General features: G+C 60.6%; 10 protein-coding genes and 1 pseudogene. All 11 read right to left on the reverse strand.

All coding sequences use genetic code 11. The annotated features are described in order from the left end of the window. Positions 1 to 14 precede the first annotated feature (14 nt). A complete protein-coding gene (locus QZ709_RS15310) occupies positions 15 to 881 on the reverse strand; it encodes a hypothetical protein (RefSeq protein ID WP_284465232.1) in 867 nt (288 codons plus the stop codon). Next, complete coding sequence (locus QZ709_RS15315) at positions 881 to 3,634, reverse strand: hypothetical protein (protein ID WP_284465231.1); 2,754 nt, start codon at positions 3,632 to 3,634, stop codon at positions 881 to 883. Before QZ709_RS15315 ends, QZ709_RS15310 begins: the two co-directional genes overlap by 1 nt. Then, entirely contained in the window at positions 3,634 to 4,245 is a 612-nt protein-coding gene (locus tag QZ709_RS15320; RefSeq protein WP_294638256.1) for a hypothetical protein, read from the reverse strand. Before QZ709_RS15320 ends, QZ709_RS15315 begins: the two co-directional genes overlap by 1 nt. After that, positions 4,242 to 5,501: a hypothetical protein gene (locus QZ709_RS15325; protein WP_284465229.1), complete on the reverse strand. Its 1,260-nt coding sequence runs from the start codon at positions 5,499 to 5,501 to the stop codon at positions 4,242 to 4,244. Before QZ709_RS15325 ends, QZ709_RS15320 begins: the two co-directional genes overlap by 4 nt. A 453-nt stretch (positions 5,502 to 5,954) precedes the next feature. After that, positions 5,955 to 7,076: a 5-methylcytosine-specific restriction endonuclease system specificity protein McrC gene (mcrC, locus tag QZ709_RS15330; RefSeq protein ID WP_294638257.1), complete on the reverse strand. Its 1,122-nt coding sequence runs from the start codon at positions 7,074 to 7,076 to the stop codon at positions 5,955 to 5,957. Next, the gene (locus QZ709_RS15335) at positions 7,076 to 9,310 is read right to left on the reverse strand and encodes an AAA family ATPase (protein ID WP_294638260.1); all 2,235 of its coding nucleotides are present in this window, start codon (positions 9,308 to 9,310) and stop codon (positions 7,076 to 7,078) included. Before QZ709_RS15335 ends, mcrC begins: the two co-directional genes overlap by 1 nt. Positions 9,311 to 9,498: 188 nt before the next feature. Next, positions 9,499 to 12,231, reverse strand: coding sequence for a DEAD/DEAH box helicase family protein (locus QZ709_RS15340; RefSeq protein ID WP_294638262.1), 2,733 nt, complete (start codon positions 12,229 to 12,231; stop codon positions 9,499 to 9,501). Continuing rightward, complete coding sequence (locus QZ709_RS15345; protein ID WP_294638263.1) at positions 12,228 to 14,027, reverse strand: site-specific DNA-methyltransferase; 1,800 nt, start codon at positions 14,025 to 14,027, stop codon at positions 12,228 to 12,230. The genes QZ709_RS15340 and QZ709_RS15345 overlap by 4 nt, the downstream gene beginning before the upstream one ends. A 12-nt stretch (positions 14,028 to 14,039) precedes the next feature. Continuing rightward, a complete protein-coding gene (locus QZ709_RS15350; RefSeq protein ID WP_294638266.1) occupies positions 14,040 to 16,037 on the reverse strand; it encodes an ATP-binding protein in 1,998 nt (665 codons plus the stop codon). After that, a complete protein-coding gene (locus QZ709_RS15355) occupies positions 16,037 to 17,803 on the reverse strand; it encodes an AIPR family protein (RefSeq protein ID WP_294638267.1) in 1,767 nt (588 codons plus the stop codon). The genes QZ709_RS15350 and QZ709_RS15355 overlap by 1 nt, the downstream gene beginning before the upstream one ends. Positions 17,804 to 17,943: 140 nt before the next feature. Continuing rightward, positions 17,944 to 18,330 (reverse strand): annotated as a pseudogene (locus QZ709_RS15360) (AAA family ATPase); the annotation flags it as partial. Between the last annotated feature and the right edge of the window lie 129 nt (positions 18,331 to 18,459).

Raw genomic sequence — 18,459 nt, forward strand, 5'->3', positions numbered from 1 at the left:
CTGGACGAACGAAACTAAGGCGTGGGCAGCCAGACCGCTTCCTGCTCCAATGCCAAACCAGAGCGCTGCATCTGCTCGATAAGATCACGCATGTAGTCGGGAAGATGATCCACGGCGCCGATGAAGTAGCGCAAGGTGTCTCGCCATAGCCGGTTGCTGCCATAGCGTGCGAGCTTGCTTTCCCACTGCGGCATCAGCCAGCACTCGCAAGCGTCCCCTAGCACCTCGTACAGCCGTGCGAAATTGGCCAGGCCCACGCCGTCGTAATCCGGGAACAGGATGATGCGGCTGGCACGGGGGCGCTGACCTAGCCACGACAGCAGCCTGCCGTCGAGCTGCCCGCCGTAGTACAGCAAAGTGGCATGTGTGCCTGCTGGCAGCCAGTCCGTGCGGTCAAACAGGGCCTGGTTCTCGACCAGCCAGAGGGCTTGATCGGTGTGCCAGGCATCGTCGGGCTGAATGCGCAGCGTAGCCGCGCCCAAATTGCGGGTGAACGCGCTCAGTGCCAGCTCGGCGCCATGTTCTCCCTCAAACCAGCTCACCGCATCGCCGACCGCCTTTAGCAGAGGATAGTAGCTGTCGTGTTGATGCTGACGGGCCTTGCTGTTGCGGGCATGGGCCACGTGCTGTGCACGCAGCGGCAGTTGCTCTGCGACCGAGGGCTCAACCTGAGGAGATAGCTCAACCACATGGGTCTCAAACACAGCCTGATCGCAGATACCGTACACGTCTCCTCGCCCCTGACGTTGACAACTGACGGCACCCGTTTGCCGAGCAAAGCGATCCAGGGCGTTGCGCTGCGCAGGGGTGAACTGGCTGGCAGGCACTGAGCCCTTGCTATGTAATTTGAGCAGCGCTGCGCGCAGGGCCTGATCCGTCATCAGGCCTCCACCGGTTCGATGATCTGCCAGCTAAAGCGGCTGATCTGGTTGCTGCCCTGCCGGTGATGAATGGGCACGCAGTAGCGCACGGTGGTCAGTGGCGCGGGGGAAGCGAAGATCAGCGAAAAGCCGAACTCGGCAGCGGTCTCGATCAGACTGCGCTGGTTGCGCGCATCAAGGGCCAGAGCTTCGTCCAGGTAGCAGATGCCTTGAATCGGCCGCCGTTGATCCTGCATCAGGTGCAGCATCGCCAGCCCCGTCACCAGCTTGGCCATCAGCACTGTGCCGTTCGAGGCGGCGCTGTCGAGATCGTCGAAGGCTTCCGGCTCGCGACCTGCCTTGCCCACCCAGAAGCGCAGGCGGAACAGATCGGCCACGCGCAAGCCGTGGCGAGCGTTGCCTTCTTCGATGAGCAAGGTCTTGGCTCGATTGAGCTGATCATCGTCGAGCACGCTCTGCTGGTTGAAGAGTTCAAAAGTCTCGCTATTGCCCACCGTGGCCGCAGTGCTGATAAGTAGCTCGATGGCTTCGACCAGCGCGCTTTCGTCTTCGGGCTCGATCTTGAACACTGCCAAGTCGGAAAGCTGGCGCCCGCTGATCTTGCGATTGAACTCGCGCATCCGGCGCTTGAAAGCGGCCAGGCCATCGCGCAACTCGCGCAGGCAAGCCGCCACGTTCACCACTGCCGACCGCACCTTCTTCTCCAGCGCCTCGGCTTCCTGAGGTAGGTGATGGGCGAACTCCACCAGGCGGGTGATCTCGTCCTCAGGATCGCCAACAAACTGGTACTTGGTCAGCCCACCTGCGTGGATCTCACCCAGCAGTCGGCGAGTCAGGTCGTCCAGCTCCAGCAGTTGCCGGCAGTCGGACTGGTAGGTCTGCAGGCGCTCGGCCAGCTGGTCCAGCGCAAACTCGGGTTGCGCCAGCCAGGGCTGATGAGGCAAGTCGGCCAGCCACGTGAACGGACCTTCGTGATCGATGCGCTGGTTGCGGCGCTGCTCGATCTGGCGGTGCTGCTGTTTCAGGGTTTCCAAATCCTGCTGCCGCTGTTGGCGCTGCTGATCCAGCGCCCGGTAGCGAGCGGCCGATTGCGCCAGGCTGGTGGTCAGCTCGGCGAGCTTCTGATCGAGTGCCACAAGCCGTGTCTGGCGCTCAGCATCGCTGCCCTGCAAGGTCTGCATTTGGGTGTAGTCACGCAACTCGGCATCCAGCTGCACCAGTTGCTGTTCCAGCGCATCCCGCTCACGCTGGACGCTTTCCAACGCTTGCGCCGTCGCCAGTTGCTCCTCCAGCTGTGTCTGTTGTTGCTGCAAGTCCCGCTGCAACTCGCCCAGCTCCGCCAAGCTACGCTGTTGATGCTGTTCGGGAAGGTCGGCGATGCGCAGCTGAAGGCCTGGCAGGCGGATATGCGCATCATTGGCGTTGCCCAAGGCTTCCAAAAGGGCATGACCATCCAGCTGAAAGTCCTCGGCGCCCAGGGTGAACACAGGCTTGGCCAGCACCCTGTTCAGTGCCTCCAGTTGAGCGGGCGGCAACACGCTCGACAGCTGCTGGTAAAGGTTGTGGCCTTGGGTGCGCATCTCCTGCGTCAGCTGTGCCAGCTCCCTGTCCACGCGGGCGAGCTCGCGTTCGATGGATGCCGGAGGCCGGCTTTGCGCCTGGCCCAAGCGGATCACCAGAGCATCGCGCTGGTCCTGCACGTCGCGGCGGCACGCCTCCAGCATCGCACGGCTTTCCACCAAAGCGAATCGCTGCTGCAGCGCCTGCAACTGTTGGCTCTCCTGGCGAAGTTGCTTCTGCTCCTGCTCCCACTGGCTCTGCTCACGCACGGACTGACGGTCCTGCTCTCGCAAGCGGTCCAGCTCACCATCGCACTGCTGAAGCTCATGCTGCAGGGCTTGCTGGCGAGATTCGAAGTGCTGCTGCCACTGGCCCAACGCCTCGTCGATCATGGGCCGCCAGCACAGCAGCTTGCCTCGCAATGCCAGCCGTGCGTCGTGCTTGCGCTCCAGTTCAGCAAGGGTGCCTTTCAGGCGTTCGGCGGCCAGGTACTGACCGCGCTCGGCGTTGAGGTCGGCGAAGGCCTTGTCCCACTCTGCCTTGAAGTCGATGCTGGCGTCGGGCAAGTCGCGCCGGAAGATTTGCAGCAGGTAGTCCTTCACCTCGCTGGAGCGCAGCTTGTCCAAACGCAGTGTTCGGGTGAGCACGCGCTGAAAGATGCTGGCATCGCTGGCGTGCTCAAGGCGGAACACACAGAAGTCTTGCGAGCCAGTCAGCTTGCGGTTTCGGCCGCCGTACACCATGTCGGCGAATTCGCTGCCGCTGAAGCTGAACACGCGGCGGCCATGGGTGGCCAGATGGCTGGCTAGCTTTGGCTGCGCCACCAGCGTGCCATCTGGCAGGCAGAACTCTTCGACCTTGAGTGGGCCGGCGTAGGCGAAGTACTCGTACTCGAAGCTCACGCCCTTGCCGACGCACCCCAGCACCATGGTGCCCGACTCCGGCAGTGACACCTCCAGCAGCACATAGGCACTGTTGTTCGGGAAGTAGAACCGTCGGCTCTTCTCCACGTCGTGGGCGCCAAAGTCCATGCGGCGCCGGTCAATGATCAGCAGGAACTGCAGCGCATTGATCAGGCTGGTTTTGCCGGTGTTGTTAGGTGCCACGAGGGAGACCGCGCCATCCAAGGGGAGTTCTGCGCGGGAGTAGCCCGCGCTGCCCAGCAAGACCAGACGTTGGAAGCCGTGTTGCATCAGTCGATCTCCTCGTCACTCAGCACGTCGTCAGCGTTGTCCTCAGTGCCCACGTCGGGTTCGTTGTCATCTTCTCGGGAAGTTGCAGCCAGACCCTCGAAATGATCCAGATAGCGGCACACAGCGGGCAGAAGTCGCCAACCCGCTGGTTCAGCGACTGCAAATCCCAAGGTGCTGGCCCGCCCCAGCAGGTCGATCAGCCCGTCAGGCGACAGTCCTTCGGCATCCAGCAGGTCTTTCTGCTGCTCGTACACCTCGGCCAGCCACTCCCTGTCGATGAACCAGTCGGTGAAGCGTTGCAGCGCTTTGCCCGCATTGGCTTGTTCGTCGAAGATCACCATGAACAGCAGGGCGAGTTGGCGGCTGACCTTGCCGATGTTGCTGTTGGCGTCCGTACTGTGGAACCAGGCAAAGCCACGGGCATCCAGGCGCAGCTCGAAGCCCAGGGCCGCAAACAGGCCGACGTAGCTGGGCTCGTGCTTTTCCAGCTCCGCCCACAGAGCCGGCTCGGCCATCCGGTTCAGGTGCTTGCCTGACAGGAAAAGCCGGAACAGCTCTGCCAGCGCGGGCATCTGTGCCAGCGGGGTCGTCAGAAGATGAGGCGTTGTCATTCCCGGAAACTCACTCGATGGGGGTGATGCAGGATGCGGATGGTCTGCAGCGTGGTCTTCTCTGGCTGCTCGCAGGCTTCGACGAGCCATGCGCTGTCGTGCTGCAGCTCGTGAAAGAGCCGCAGCAGGGTGGCGTCCTGCAGATGGCCGTGGTGGGTGTTGAGCCAGTCGAGCAGGCTCTCCACCGGCAGGCTACGTTGCAGGTGTGCCCGAATGGCCGACTCGTCCACGTGCTCCAGCAGCGACGGGGTGTTGTCGGGCTCGTCTTGTGGGAAGGTCACCGACTGCGGCTGGTACTGCCGTGCAGCGGCCATGACCGCGCGCACCTCATCACCCAGTTGCAAGCGGAAACCGCGCTCATTGCGCCAGACGGGCAGTGCCGTGTCGCCCGTGGGGCACGACAACGCTCGGCGCAGGCCCCGTTTTCGCACCTGCCCCAGTAGCATGCTGACCGCACTGGTCAGTGCGTTGTGTTGACGCATCTCCTCGCGCAGTGGCAACACCGTGTCGGCACACTGTTGAGCGATCAGGCGGCCAAAGCGCCGCAGCTCCTTGGCCTGGTGCGCTACCTGCCTGAGCTGCAGGCGATGCGAGTACAGCCCGCCTTGAACCGACAGCTGCTCAAAGGCCAGATCCAGTGAGCGTTCGGCATCTTCAAGGTAACGGTAGAACGTGCCTTGCGGGCCGGTGTCCATCATCTGGTTCATCGGCTCGACGTACTGGTCGTAAGCCTCCAGCACATGCCGGTAGCGCTGGGCGATGGGCATGCTGGCGTCGGCGCTCTTTGCGTCTTCAGCGAGTTCCAGCAGCGCGTGGCGGTCTTGGTCCAGTTGCAGGCTGATCTGGCGAAACAGTTCAGCGAGCTTGTTAGCGGCTCCCCGCACCCGATCCATGTCGGCACCTTGCATTCCCTCGTTGAGCGCCTCGGTAGCCTCGCGGATGGCGGCAACGCGCGCTTGCAGCACAGCGGCCAAGCCCAGTTCATGTTCACGTGTGAGCCCACGCACGAAATCCAGCACGTAAGCATTGAGCTGTAGGTCGCTGCTACGGGCACACGGTTGCAGGATGTCCGCATTCACCATGGCGCGTAGCGCCCCGCCCTGCGCCTCGGCGTCTAGCTGCGGGGACACTTTCGCGATACAGCCCAGCACTTGATCACTGGTCAGCACCGCAAACTCGCGCGACAGCCGCACCAAGACTTCGACGGTGTCCCAGTGGGTGTACAGCCCGTAAATAAGTGAGCGAGGGTTGGCCATTTCAGTTCGAGTCCATGCTGCATGCTGCTGCCCACCGCCGCACCTGGCGGCATCTCGGCCCATGGCCGCAACGGGTTCTCAGCTGGCACGCCATGCTGGACGCAGCTTGAGCTCGCGTTGTCCCCATCAGCCGCTTCCCGCCAAACCTGCCGGTTTTGTGCTCAGCGGCCACATTCTTTGAGCTCGAAGATGCGAGCTCAAAGAATGTGCCGAACGCGGTGGGGACAGCCTGCTTGCGACCGTGCGTCCAGCATGAATGTGCGAAAGACGGTGCCAGCCTATGCGCGAAGAACGCTGCCTTCTGTGTGCGAAACAGGTGGGTGCAATGTGCGAAGTCTGTGCGAAGAGGCCTCTGATGAATGTGACAACAATGTGCTGACACCCCGCCGCACAGTGTGGCGTCATGTCGGCCAACAGTGTGGCAACCGAGGGCCAGGTTCGACCACGATCGCATCAGCATGACACCTCGAAGCACCGCAGCAACTGCGCACGAATGTCGGCAGGCTTGGCTGCCAGGTCTACGGTCACAAAGCGGAGCGGATGACCCTGGATGACGACTGTCTCATCGACCATCGTTCCAACAGCGGGGTGCAACAACAGGCCGCTTGCCGAGTCTGCCAGTGCATCGCCACAGCCGACCTGTGACCGCAGATAGGCGTACATCTGGTAGATGTAGCCGCTGCGCAGGCTTTGCTCTCGATACCACCCTGCCGTGACGATGGAGGTGAACTTGGTGTCGATGACGATACGTCGCCCCGAGCCACCATGGTCGAGCACCACGTCGGTCCGCATGGCAGGCAAGATGTCATCAATACCTTCCGTCTTGGACGAGATTTGCCACTGCAGCGTGGCGCCGCAACGAACATGCCACCCGAGTGGACTGAGCACCACGGCATACAAGCCGCCAACGGCGCGCTCAAACAGACGACGAACCCAAGCCTCCTCCCGGCCAGGCATCGCCAGCACGTTGCCGCCTGCGGATTCCGTGGGTAGCGCCAGGTCATAGGCAAGCTTGGCTGCTGCCACCATGAACTGGTCGTCCGCATCATGGCGTCCGAATCGATCACCGCTCATCTGGGCGTGGGTCGGCGGCTGGCCTGCGACGCCTCGGGACCACATCGCAGCAGCAAGAGATCGGCACCGATGGGCGACAACTGGCTTCTTGACCAAGCGGGCGACGGACTCCAATGCAGCGCGGACGAAACGATTCCGTGGCGTGTCGATGGTGAGCTCCGCAAAGCGGCAGGCCACCAAGCCGCGATCCAGCAACTGGCGCCGCTCAGTGGTCAGCACATCGATGCGCCCGCGAACGCGGCTGAGCCAATCTTCCCGAGATCGGTAGCCCAGGCTCAGCTGACGATGCAGCCGAGTCTCAACGGCATGGGCCAAAATTTCTGCCACCAGATCGGGCAACTCATCTGGACTTTCTTCGACCGCCACATGGGCGGTGCCGCCAGTCCGAAACAGGTCCGACGCATACAGCATCAACAGCCACAGGTTCCGGACAGGAATGCGCCCCACGAATCCGGGCGCGAACCCAGATTCGGCGGAAATCGGTGGCGCGATCAGACCCATCACCAGCCCTGCAGCAACCGTGCGGTGGCCTGACGCGCCTCCTCAGGGGAGTCAAACCAGTACTCTTCCAGCAGGGGGCCGATTTCGGTGTCCACGACTTGCTGGAACCATCGCCGGGTGCTGCCCGCATCCAGCCGATGCACGGGCGTGACATAGCTGTGACCGATTCGGAACTGCTTGCCCAAGCGTGCATCCGCTGCAATCAGCTCGTTCAGCTCGGCCATGCGTCGCTCAATGTCTGACGCCAGTGCTTCATCCACACCGCAGGCTGAAACCACCCAGCTCCGCCATGCTGGGCCGAGGCGCGGCTCAAGGCTTACAAACGCAAAGCGGCGCCGCAACGCCAGATCGACCAGCGCCAAAGACCGATCCGCGATGTTCATGGTGCCGATGACATGAAGGTTCTCGGGGATGTGGACCGGCCGCCGTACGCCGTCAGCATCCGGGTAGCACAGCTCCAACGCCTCGCTGGGGGTGCGCTTGCCTGCCTCCAGCAGCGTCAGCAATTCACCGAACACCTGGGCCGGATTGCCTCGGTTGATCTCCTCGATGACGACGACGAACTTGGCTGCGGGCTCCTTCTTCGCAGCCTTGATCGCCTCCATGAAGACGCCATCGGCAAGCGTCAGCTTGCCTTCACCAGTAGGCCGCCAGCCGCGCACGAAGTCCTCGTACGAAAGATTCGGGTGGAACTGGACGGCTCTGACCTTGCTCTCGTCCTTTTGCCCCATCAAGGCAAAGGCCAATCGCTTGGCCAGCCATGTCTTGCCGGTGCCGGGTGGCCCTTGCAGGATCAGATTCTTCTTGGTGCGCAGCCGGTCCAGTAGCTGCTCAAGCTCTGGCTCCGACAGGAAGCAGCCGTCACGCGTGATGTTGGCGAGAGAGTAGGGAACAATGGGGGCCGGAGACTGGACGACTTCGGCTGCAAGCTCATCGCCTGAGTCATCGTCTGGCATGCCCGGCGTGACTTCGTCGTCCTGAAGCACAGGCGTCGCATCCTTGAACTGCCACGATGCCAGCGACAACTCCGGGAAGCTGTGCACCGGGTAGTCTTCCTCCGCGAACCGCGTACGCAGGTCGTCGGCAAGTTGCAAATACGTGGCCGCATCACATGGTGCTTGCGGCGCTGGGGTGGTGATCGGAACGCCCAGGCGCTTCTGGATGTAGTGCCGCGACTGGCTATCCAGCGTCGGAAACTCCCAGGGGGCAGCCCAATACAAGCCAGTGGACAGATTCCACGCCACACCCCAGACCTGGGTTGCGGCGTCATAGGCCTCGATGAACTCGTCGCGGCTGCCCGGCCCGTCGTCTTCAACCAGCGCTTGCGCTGCGGCAAAGACGCGCCAAAGGGCATCAATGTCTCCCGCCCCGCGCTTGTCCGCGTAGCGGAAGAACCAGGAGCGCTGGTTGTTGAGCACGGGGATGCCTTCGAACGTCGCGGGCACAGGCACGGTGACGCCGAGCAGCTTCGCAAGCTCTGCAGCAATCAGCTTGCGGTTGGCGTCCGTCATGCCTCGGTTGAACGTGCCCATTACTGTGAACGGGCAGATGTCCTGCAGTGGGCCGCCGCTTCCATCTGGGAATTTGTCCTGCAAATAGCCCAGGCCCTGCACACGCTGAGCAATCTGGTGGATGCCCTGAATGAGCGGTGCTCGGTTGCTTGCGTAGGCCAGCAGCTTCTCGGCGATGGCCTCGTAGAAGTCCGCCCACTGGAACAGGGTGCCGAAGCGGTCCTTCCAGTACGGCGCGTTGCGGAATCGCTCGATGTCTTGGGGCTTGCCGTTGAATGCAAACTCGATCAGCGCATCCGCATTCCATTCGCCGGGCACAACGCGCCAGATGGTGGGGCGGTAGGTGTAGAAATACCACTCGCGCACGCCATCGGCGGGCTGCCACTGCACTTTGACGCGCTCACCGTCCTGTGGGTTCTCGGTGATGACGCCGATAGCCTTGATGCCCATGACAGACACCGTCTGCTGACGGTTGTCGAACGGCAGACCGTGCTTGCGCACATACGCGGCCTTGATGGCAATGCGCTCACCGGGCCGCATGGACCGAACGAGCGCCTGCTCCTTCTGGCTGGGGCTGCTGATCTCCCAGATGCCTTCTTCGAGGAAGCGGGCGCTCTGGTCATCGGTGTGACCGAAGCTGGCTCCGACGAACCACGTTGTACCGGACGATTGGTTGCTGGTCTGTTCTGTCATTTTTCTCCCTTCGTCATCCCGATGCGTCAAAGCAATTGTTTGGACGATTGCGATGCCGATTCACGGCGCCACCGCATCACGGCCTGTATTGACCCTGCGCTGTCGGCCCCTCACAATCGCATGCAACACGGCCCCTCTCGGTGTTCTCGTTTTCGAGCGAGTGCGCCGCTGAGGGGTTCTTTATTTCGCGGCGCCTGCTGGTTGGTTCTGCATCTCCCTCAAGCCTTCAACTCGAACCGCAGGAAGGCCGTCAGGCGATCTGATTCCTTGATCTCATCGTGCGGCACCAAAAGGTAGCGCCACGGTTTGCTGCCTACCGTGGCCGCGTGAGCTGACGCGTGCGAGCACCAGCGAACAGCAGCTGCTGCCTTTGACTTCACCTCGTCCGAGCTCAAGTCGTCCCGCTTCTTGGTCTCCACCATGAGGATCATCGAGTCGGTCTCCGCCACGAAGTCGGGGATGTATTCCGGCTGCTCACTGCCCAGCTTGTAGTAAATCTGGAACTGCCCTTTGGCGGGCTTGAACCACTTCAAAGCATCGCGTTCCAGGATGACCGCGAAGCGCCGCTCAGTGTCCGAGTCAAACTTTTGCAGTGGGTAGAGGCAGCGCGAGAAACCGCCGAACAACATCTGCTTGATCTTGCTCAGCTCGGTCACCGTTTCACGGTAGTTGTGTGCCGTCTGCCCTGCGACCGCCGTGTAGTTACACGGCTTGAGCTCCGTGAACCCTCGGCTGACCTGCACCTCGTAGTCCGTGGCCTCTTCCCAGAAGTGGGCCATCATCTCGGCCCGGATCAGGCGGGCGAGCTCTGCACCGTAGGTGTCGAACACTTCGTGCAACTCGATTTCCGAGTAGTTCTGCGCCTGGTAGTGGGCAACCGCCTGACCTGCCAGGTCGTAGAGCAACTCGGCCTGGGTGAAGTAATCGATGTCGTCATAGTCGATCAGCTTCTTGACGATGTAGTCCTCGAAGCGCTGCTCCCTGATGCCCGCTTCACGGCTCATGGTGAACTGGTTGTTCGTGCGCAGCTCTTGGCCCACGATCTCCCGTTGGCCCGGCTGGAAATTGGGTAGTGAGCCCAGCTTGAATGGGTGGAAGCCGGTGGTGACCTCCCCGGTGGGCACCACTGCTATTCGCGGAATGTCGATGGTTTGCTGCACCACGATTTCCGTGGTCTTGGACACGACGGCCGACAGATCAAGAGCAGGCGCGGCCTCGTCCACTTCGGCCAGCAACTCCCCCTGGGCAGGCTTCAGTCGCTCTGTCACTTCAGCCAGGATGGCCGATTGCACCTCCGGGGTGAGCAGTGCGCTGCTCGTCGGCACGAGGTCACGCTTCACCTCATACTTGCCGATCACATCCATCACCACGCGAGCGGCTTGGCGCTCGCGCTCCGTGGTGAACACGGGCGCAGGCGCGGCGGCCGGTGCCGCCCCCGCGCTGACAGCACTGGCAGCCACGGGCGGGGGCTCTGCAAGACCCAGCCGCGCCATGGCGCCTGAGCTGACTTGCACGCTCACCTTTTTGTCGTCAGCGCTCGGTACCTCCAGGATCACCTGCTTCAGGCGGATCGGCGAGTCGCCTCGGTTCGCTTCGTCGATGATCTCCTGGAACTTGTCGTGGGCCACGATGTTCAAGCGGTCCACCGCAGCAACACCCGTGCGCTTGCCATAGGGCAGGCGCAAGCCGCGACCAATGGATTGCTCGATCAGCGTGCGCGCGTTGGCCGCACGCAGGGGCACGATGGTGTAGAGGTTCGTCACGTCCCAGCCCTCTTTGAGCATGTTGACGTGGATGACGATCTCGGTGGGCTCGTCCACGCTCTCCACTGACAGGAGCTTGGAGATCATTTCCTCCTCTTCAGCCCCGGTACGGCTGGAGTCCACCTGAATTACCTTGTCCGCATAGCGCCCTTCATAGAAGGCCGATGACTCAATCAGCATCTTCAGCTGCGAGGCATGCGTGGTGTCCCGTGCGATCACGAGCATGAAGGGCTTGACCACCTTCACGCCATTCTCTCGTGCGTAGGTCAGCAACTCGACCTTGGTGGTCTCGTGCAGGCGAACGCCATCTTCTAGCTTGATCTTCTCGATCTCTTCTGCCGAGTGCGCCTTGGCGTCGAAATTGCGCTGGGTCACAGCCGCAGGCTCTTTGACGAAGCCGTCTTCCATCGCCCGCGCCAGTGGGTAGTCCATCACCACGTTCTTGAAGGGCACAGGGCCGCGCGTGGATTCCACGAACGGGGTGGCCGTCACTTCAAGGCCAAACAGGGGCTTCAATTCGTTGATGGACCGCACCCCTGCGCTGGCCCGGTAGCGGTGCGACTCGTCCATCAACAGCACCAAGTCGTCCAGGCTGGCCAGGTGGTTGAAGTAGCTGTCTCCCAGCACCTCCCGCATGCGCTTGATGCGGGGCTCCTTGCCGCCACGCACTTCGGAATTGATCTTGGAGATATTGAAGATGTTGATGCGCACGTCGTGGGCAAAGCCCATCGTCTGGTCCTGAACCACCGCACCGGTTTGGTCGTAGTTGTCGCCCGTGATGATCAATGGGGGCTGCTGCGCGAACTCCGCGATCCCCTTGAACACGTACTTGGGCGTGTTGCGCGTGAAGTCCGCAATCAGTTTGTTGTAGATCGTCAGGTTCGGCGCCAGCACGAAGAAGTTGTTGATGCCATGCGCCAGGTGCAGGTAGGCGATGAACGCGCCCATCAGCCGAGTCTTGCCCACGCCAGTGGCCAGTGAGAAGCACAGCGAGGGGAAGTCGCGTTCAAAGTCTTCCAGCGTCGGGAACTCTGCCTTCAACGTGGCAAGGATGGCCGCCACATCTTGGTCGTGGCCCAGCAGTTCCGGCGCGGCCTCGATGGCGCGCACGAGCTTCGCAAGGGACTCCGCTTGCGGTGGGCGCAAAGACAGTCGGCCAGTGACGGCGTTCTGGACGCGTGCATTCATTCTTCGTTCTCCCCGAACAGGCCGCCTTGACCCGCGTTCGCGGCGGCGGACTTCTTGGTTTTGCGTGTGGCAGCGCCGGTTGCAGGCCCGTGCTCTTCGGCCGGCTCTGTCTTCTCGGCGATTGGCAGGTTGGCGACGTTGAGGCTGTAGTCGTCGTGGCCCCACTCGCAGCGGGCCAGCACCATCTTCGGAATCTTCTTCAGCGTCAGGTTCGGCCAGCGCTCGGATGCCTTTGCTGCGGTGACGCCATGGAATGCAGCACAGCAGACGAGCAGGCTCTGGTCGCGGCCGACTTCATCCGATAGCGCTTCCAGTTGCTCAGCCGACAGGTTTTGGGTCGTGACGTAGATGAAGTCTCGCTCGCTGGAATGCCCGTGCTGCCACCACTGCACCTCCGATGGGGCATATGTGAAGCCTTCCAACTTGGCGAGCGCCTCGGCTAACTGCGCGGCGTTGTACTCCGGGTTGATAACCGGGTTACCCCACCGGTCATTGACGATCAGACTGGAAGCAAGCTTGTAGTAGCGAAAGCCGCCCCCTCCTCGCCAGCCGGCCGAATCGGTAACACCGCCTTTATCCTCGCCATCGATTACCTTCTTAATTCTCGGAACAACGTGCGTATGGCAATGCTCTCCAAGCTCGACCATGATCCAACGACGTCCCATCTTGTGCGCGACCGCCCCCGTGGTTCCTGATCCCGCAAAAGAATCCAGGACGAGGTCGCCAGGTGAAGAGAAATGCTTAAGAACGATTTCAAGCAAAGCCTCCGGCTTCTTTCCTGAGCGGAAATCGGCGCCGCCTTCGTGACGACAGTTTCCAAAACTGCCGGCCAAATCGTAAAAGTTTTCGATGGGCTGCGTTTGGGCCTCAGCATCGGGCTCCAGCTTCCCTAAAGGGACTCCTTGGTAGTATTTTCCCTTCGTAGCCGTCGCTCGCGCTGGCCCGGTGAAGTAACGATGCCCGTGTCCATCGTCACCGATCCCCTCCACCTTGTATAGCGCCCCCAGACCATCAATCGAAGACCTACCTGCAAGGTAATCTCTGAAAAAGCGGCCTGACGAGTTCCCATCAAGAATAGAGCCGGTTGCCCAGATTTCCTTAAGCCCTTTTGCACTGCCCTCTTTCTTTTTGACACTCCAGTCCCCAGCACCGAACAAAGTCACCTTCTTGCCGCCAAGATTTAGGCTCGTTCCGGCGGCCTTCTCTTCAATGTAATGACAGAACTTGTCGAATGACAGATCCTTTTGGGTCAATACTGGCTGAGCACCATAATCCTTCCGATAAACATGAATCTGCTCGACCTGCTTATGGAAGGCCATATCCTGCTTCAAGGTTTTTTCGGCGTACCTTACTTGCACGTATAGCGTAACCAAGTAGTTTGAGCGGCCAAAAACCTCATCCATCAGCACCTTCAGGTAGTGCCCTTCTGAATCATCAATATGACAGCAAATAAATCCATCTGGGCGCAGGAGTCTGCGAAGCATTTCTAGGCGATCTCGCATCAGCCCGAGCCACGTCGAATGCTCAAGGGCATCATCGTAGTGTTCGAACGCAGCGCCCGTGTTGTAAGGCGGATCAATATAGACGCACTTAACCTGCCCCGAGAACTCTTGTTCGAGCGCCTTCAATGCCAACAAGTTGTCCCCGAAGATCAGCCGGTTGTCAAAAATGTCGTTCTCGGTCACACGATGCTTGGCGTGGTAAGACTTCTCCGGGTCTTCGAGCAGGATGCGTGGCTCCAGTTTGGGTCGCTTTTCCTTGCCAATCCAGGTTAGTTCTAATTTTTGTTTGTTCATGATCTTGCTGCCTTAATTCTTGTGCAGACCAAGCTTCTCGAAAAGCACGCGATTTCTGCGTGCTGCATCCTTCAGAAGCTTGTCGTAGGAAATTATTTCGACGTAGCCGTTGCCGCCTGTGAGCGTCTTGAAATAGCCTTCGCCGTCAATCGACTCGTGATAGTTCATGCGCATCTCTCGCTTGAGAGAAGGCGTTAAATCCGCAATCAAATAGCCGAAAAATCGAATGCCGCGAGCGTTGATGGGCCTTCCATCCACATCGTCAAGTTTGCTCTCTTGAATCTCGACAAACCGCTTGATGATCTGCTGGGCGGGGTCCGCCTGATAATCGTCGCGACCGGGGCGCTTGAACTCAATAACGACAATCGCACCTGTGGAGTCCTCTTCTTCCCGAACTCCGATGGGTGTGTCGTAGAAGAAGGCGCAGATGTCTGGCTCTTTTCCGGAGGTGTCTTCAAGACCCTCAATCGAGTTCAGTTTCTTGTCAGAGGTGAGCAACGTGTGATAACAAAGCCGCTCGTCAATCACCCACAGGTTCTGCTGTTCAATGAAAATGTCCTTCGAAGTGGCTCCCATTGGAAAGAGCATCTTGTGCAAGACCCGTTCAAGCGGGTATTTGTTGTCTGAACGTCGTTTTTTGAGGCTCAGCGACACCAAGTCAAGAATCGTCCGGCGATGGGTGATGTACTTCGCCAGCTCGGCCTTGCCCAGCTCGTTGGCTTGCTCCGCAAGTGTTTGGAAACGCTCCGCATACTGCTCAAACGACTCGGTCTCAAAGTAGGTGGCCGCGTGGCGCAAGTCTTTGCGGACACTGTCTTCTACGTCCCGTTTGACATGCAAGAGTGCTTCGTCCAATTTCTCGTCCGACAGGCCGGGTTGAATTCGCTGTTCGATGATTTCGCGGTAGCGAGGATGCGTCAGCGCCCGGTATTCCGGCGCTTGCTCGACGAACCTCTCGATCTGGACGCGCTTCTCTTCGTTGGTTGACTTCAGGTCGCCTGTGAGCAAAGGGCGTAATGCGCCTGTGATGCCTTGGTTCAAGGCGCGGCGAGAAACCAATGTCTGCTCCAGCTCGGGCTCGTCGTCGCTCTGAAACGCGATGCGCGTGCGCTCCTGGTTGGCATGGTCGTCAAGATACTCCCCGGTCACCAGCACGATGAGGGTGTACGGCGACTGCTCGTCATCCAGAAACTTCTCGGGCAGCTCCGGCAGCAGGTCTCGCAGCTTGGTGGTGGTGACTTCCCGGCCGTTGGCGCACAGGTTCAGCTCGTGGCGCGAGCGGCCATCACGGTGTCGATAGGCCTGCAAAGCGAACGTATGGCCGGACACATCGAAGAATTGCTCCTCAATGTGGGCGAGCACCGTGGACTGGAACAGCGCGTGCAGGTCAATCGGCGCGTGACCAGGTGATTCCAGCGTCATCGGCGGGCAAGAGCGGGCCGCGAACCGAATCAGGAAATGCGCGATCACGCGTTCGGCAATGGTCTCGGGCTGGGTGGGCCACCCGGCGCGGAACTTCTCGTCCATGCCGCGCAGAGAGGTCTGCGTACCGCACTTCTCGGTGACCTCGGACGTGACATCCGCGCCCTTCAGCTCATCTTCAATGCTGAAGTCGAACTCGCGCAGCAGGGCCTGGCCCTCGCGTTTGAAGACGCTGCGAATGCGGACTGACGAGAACACCTTCAGAAAGGTGAAGCGGCCGACACCTCGGCCACCCAGTTTCACCTTCGAAAGGGTGTGGGCCTCCTTGAAGGAGGCCAGGTTCTTGTCGTTGAAGCCCACGCCATCGTCGATGACATCGAAGCCGTCCACGACCAGCGTTCCGTCTCCGCCCTGGTGGGCCAGGTCATTGGAGGCGATCAACCGGATGCGGATCGAGTGGTTGATAAAGCCGTCCTGATGCTCTTCGATGGCATCAACAGCGTTGGAGATGGCCTCGTACAGAGGCATCATGGCCTTGGCCTGGGAAAGCTCCAGGCGATCTACCAGCCCCTTGATGTTGGCTTGCACTATTGATTTCCTCCCTGGTTCTGCTGCGCCAAGGCCGCCATCAAACGGCCTTTCACGGATCGACAGTCCGTTTTGTTTTCAAAGACGCTGCGAGCTTGCTTGTTCCACTGAACTGCTTGAACGACGGTGACCAAGCGATCTGCCACCAAGTCGATCTCACGAGAGAGCGCCGTCAGCTCGTCCGTGTTGAGATTCAACTCGGCGCCGTTGTGCAGTGGCAGCCGGATGAAGATCACGTGCAGCACCATCCACGCACCGTGGGCCAGCACCTCTCTGGCGGGCAACGCGCCGGCCGGCAACCCTTGGGGATCGCCCTCGGCACTCGCACGATCTCTAACCTTGCCGATGACGGTGCGGCCGATCTGGGCAATGCGCCACATCTGCTTGGCGGTCAGAGAATCTGCGAACAGTCGCTCGTAGGACTGGCGTAACGGATCGGTCGCAGGCACAAGGCCCTCTCGTCCGAAGAGCCGCTTCTTGTCTGACTTTGCAGCGACCAGGTAATCCTGCCACTCGTTCGTCGTGACCGCGCAGGCTAAAAACGGAGCCAGCTCTCGGGCGCTGAAACTGGTTGGGGATGGCGGCGCATCGTCCTGACCATGCTTGACGATGTACTCGATACCGGCCATCTTCAGCGTCTGCTGCCACATGGCTTGCCGCTCATCCAGCGCAGCGAAGTCTTCCAAGTCAACCGCGTTCTGACGGTTCCGGGACTGCGTTACCTGATCGCCAAAGCCGTCAGGCGCGTTGTCCAGGCACACAAACGTCGCCATCACCATGGCGGGATTCGCTTCATAGTGGGCTATCGGCTCTTTGGCGATGGCTCCCACGGTCTGGGCACCGTTGATGATGGACAGCCCTCGTACATGAAACCTTCCTGACTCCCGATGGGGGTCGCGAGGATGCTGCTCATTGATGGCCTCACAGAGGAACGTGACGCCATTGTTGAAGTAGAAGAAGTGCTCTGGCTCCTGTTGCAGGGTCTCCGTCAGGCCTGCGTTAACGGTGGTTGTTCCCTTGAAGCGTCTGATGTTTCGGTCAACCAGGCGGTCTTCGTACTGCACCCACAGTTCTGCAAGGCGCTTTGCCTCCATGCGGCCGTAGAACGCCCTGTACGGCGTCTGGGTGTGCCCGAAGTCCTTCAGCTCGACATCGGCTTCTATGGCTTCGGCCGAGATGCCGTCCAAGTGGAGATCGTGAAGGGTAGTGAGCCCGTAAGCGTGGCAGCGCAGGAATCCGGGATTCGGCCCATTGAACGCACGCTCCAGGTCGGAAAAGATGTCCCTTCGGTCATCGGAGACTGCCGTACCGGAGTAGGCGAGTACCACCTTGACCTTGCAGACGCCGCTGTTCAATGCATTGGCTATTGCGCCGCTGCGGTTCTGAAGTGCGTTGTTGAAGCGGCCCCAGCGGCCCTGGATGAGATCGGTGACGCCATCCCGAAACTTGGCCACGTCACCGAGCTCGGGCTCACCGGAGCCGGACTCTTTGTACTTCGACTGGACAAGCCAGATGGTTTGATCGTTAGCCACGAATACCGAGTCGATGCCGTGGTCCAGGCCGCCGTCGATGCTCGCGGCGACGGCCTCTTCCAAGGTCGCGCCAGCGGCTTCATGCAGTACGAACGCCGCAATCGCCTTGGACAGGAAATTGCTGCGGCGGGACTCCGGGCTCGTGCCCGTCCCGGTGATGAGCGCTGCGTAGTCGGCGTCCAGCTTTTGGCACAGCAGGTCTAGTTCAAGCGGGCGAATTGGTGCTGTTGCCATAGAGTCAACGCTCAATCAGCGACGAAAAATGCGCTGCTTCAACTTGTGCGCTCGCATCACGCGGCTTGGCAGAGAGGCAATCTTGTCCTCTGATACCAGCGCTCGGCTTGGAAGTATTGGGGGGCGGCAGAAACACCATGTCAGTGGTACTTCCCAGAGCGATTGTTGAATGCCGGCTTGGTGCCTTCGAGTACGGTCACAACGGCGCTGTTTAGCGTCGGGTTTTCCAATGAGCCAGCTACGTAATTGATGCTGCAGTTCGAGGCTCGATCAAACGATGCATGAATAATCTGCTCGGCGTCACAGACCACCGCCAGGTTCGGGTTATGAGTGACCATGATGATCTGGCGCTTCTTTTTGGCCTCAGTTAGCACCGGAACCAAGAGGCGGAACACCGTCTCGTTGTCCAAGTTTTCTTCTGGCTGGTCCAGGATGATGGGCGTCTTGCCGTTGTCCACCAGCAAATAGAAGATCAGCAAAAGCGCACCGCGCTGTCCGGGAGACAGCTGCTCAATCTGCGTATCCTGGACCCCGATGGCCACCCCAAACTGCTCCACTGTTGGCCAGTCAAACTGCTCCAGGCAGGACGGGGTGATTATGCAGGGTCGGGCGTGATGGCCAGCCGCGCGGCGGCCTCCTTGAGTCGGTAGCTCTTA

Origin of the sequence: uncultured Aquabacterium sp. (assembly GCF_913773725.1) — a bacterium.
Classification (GTDB): domain Bacteria; phylum Pseudomonadota; class Gammaproteobacteria; order Burkholderiales; family Burkholderiaceae_C; genus Aquabacterium.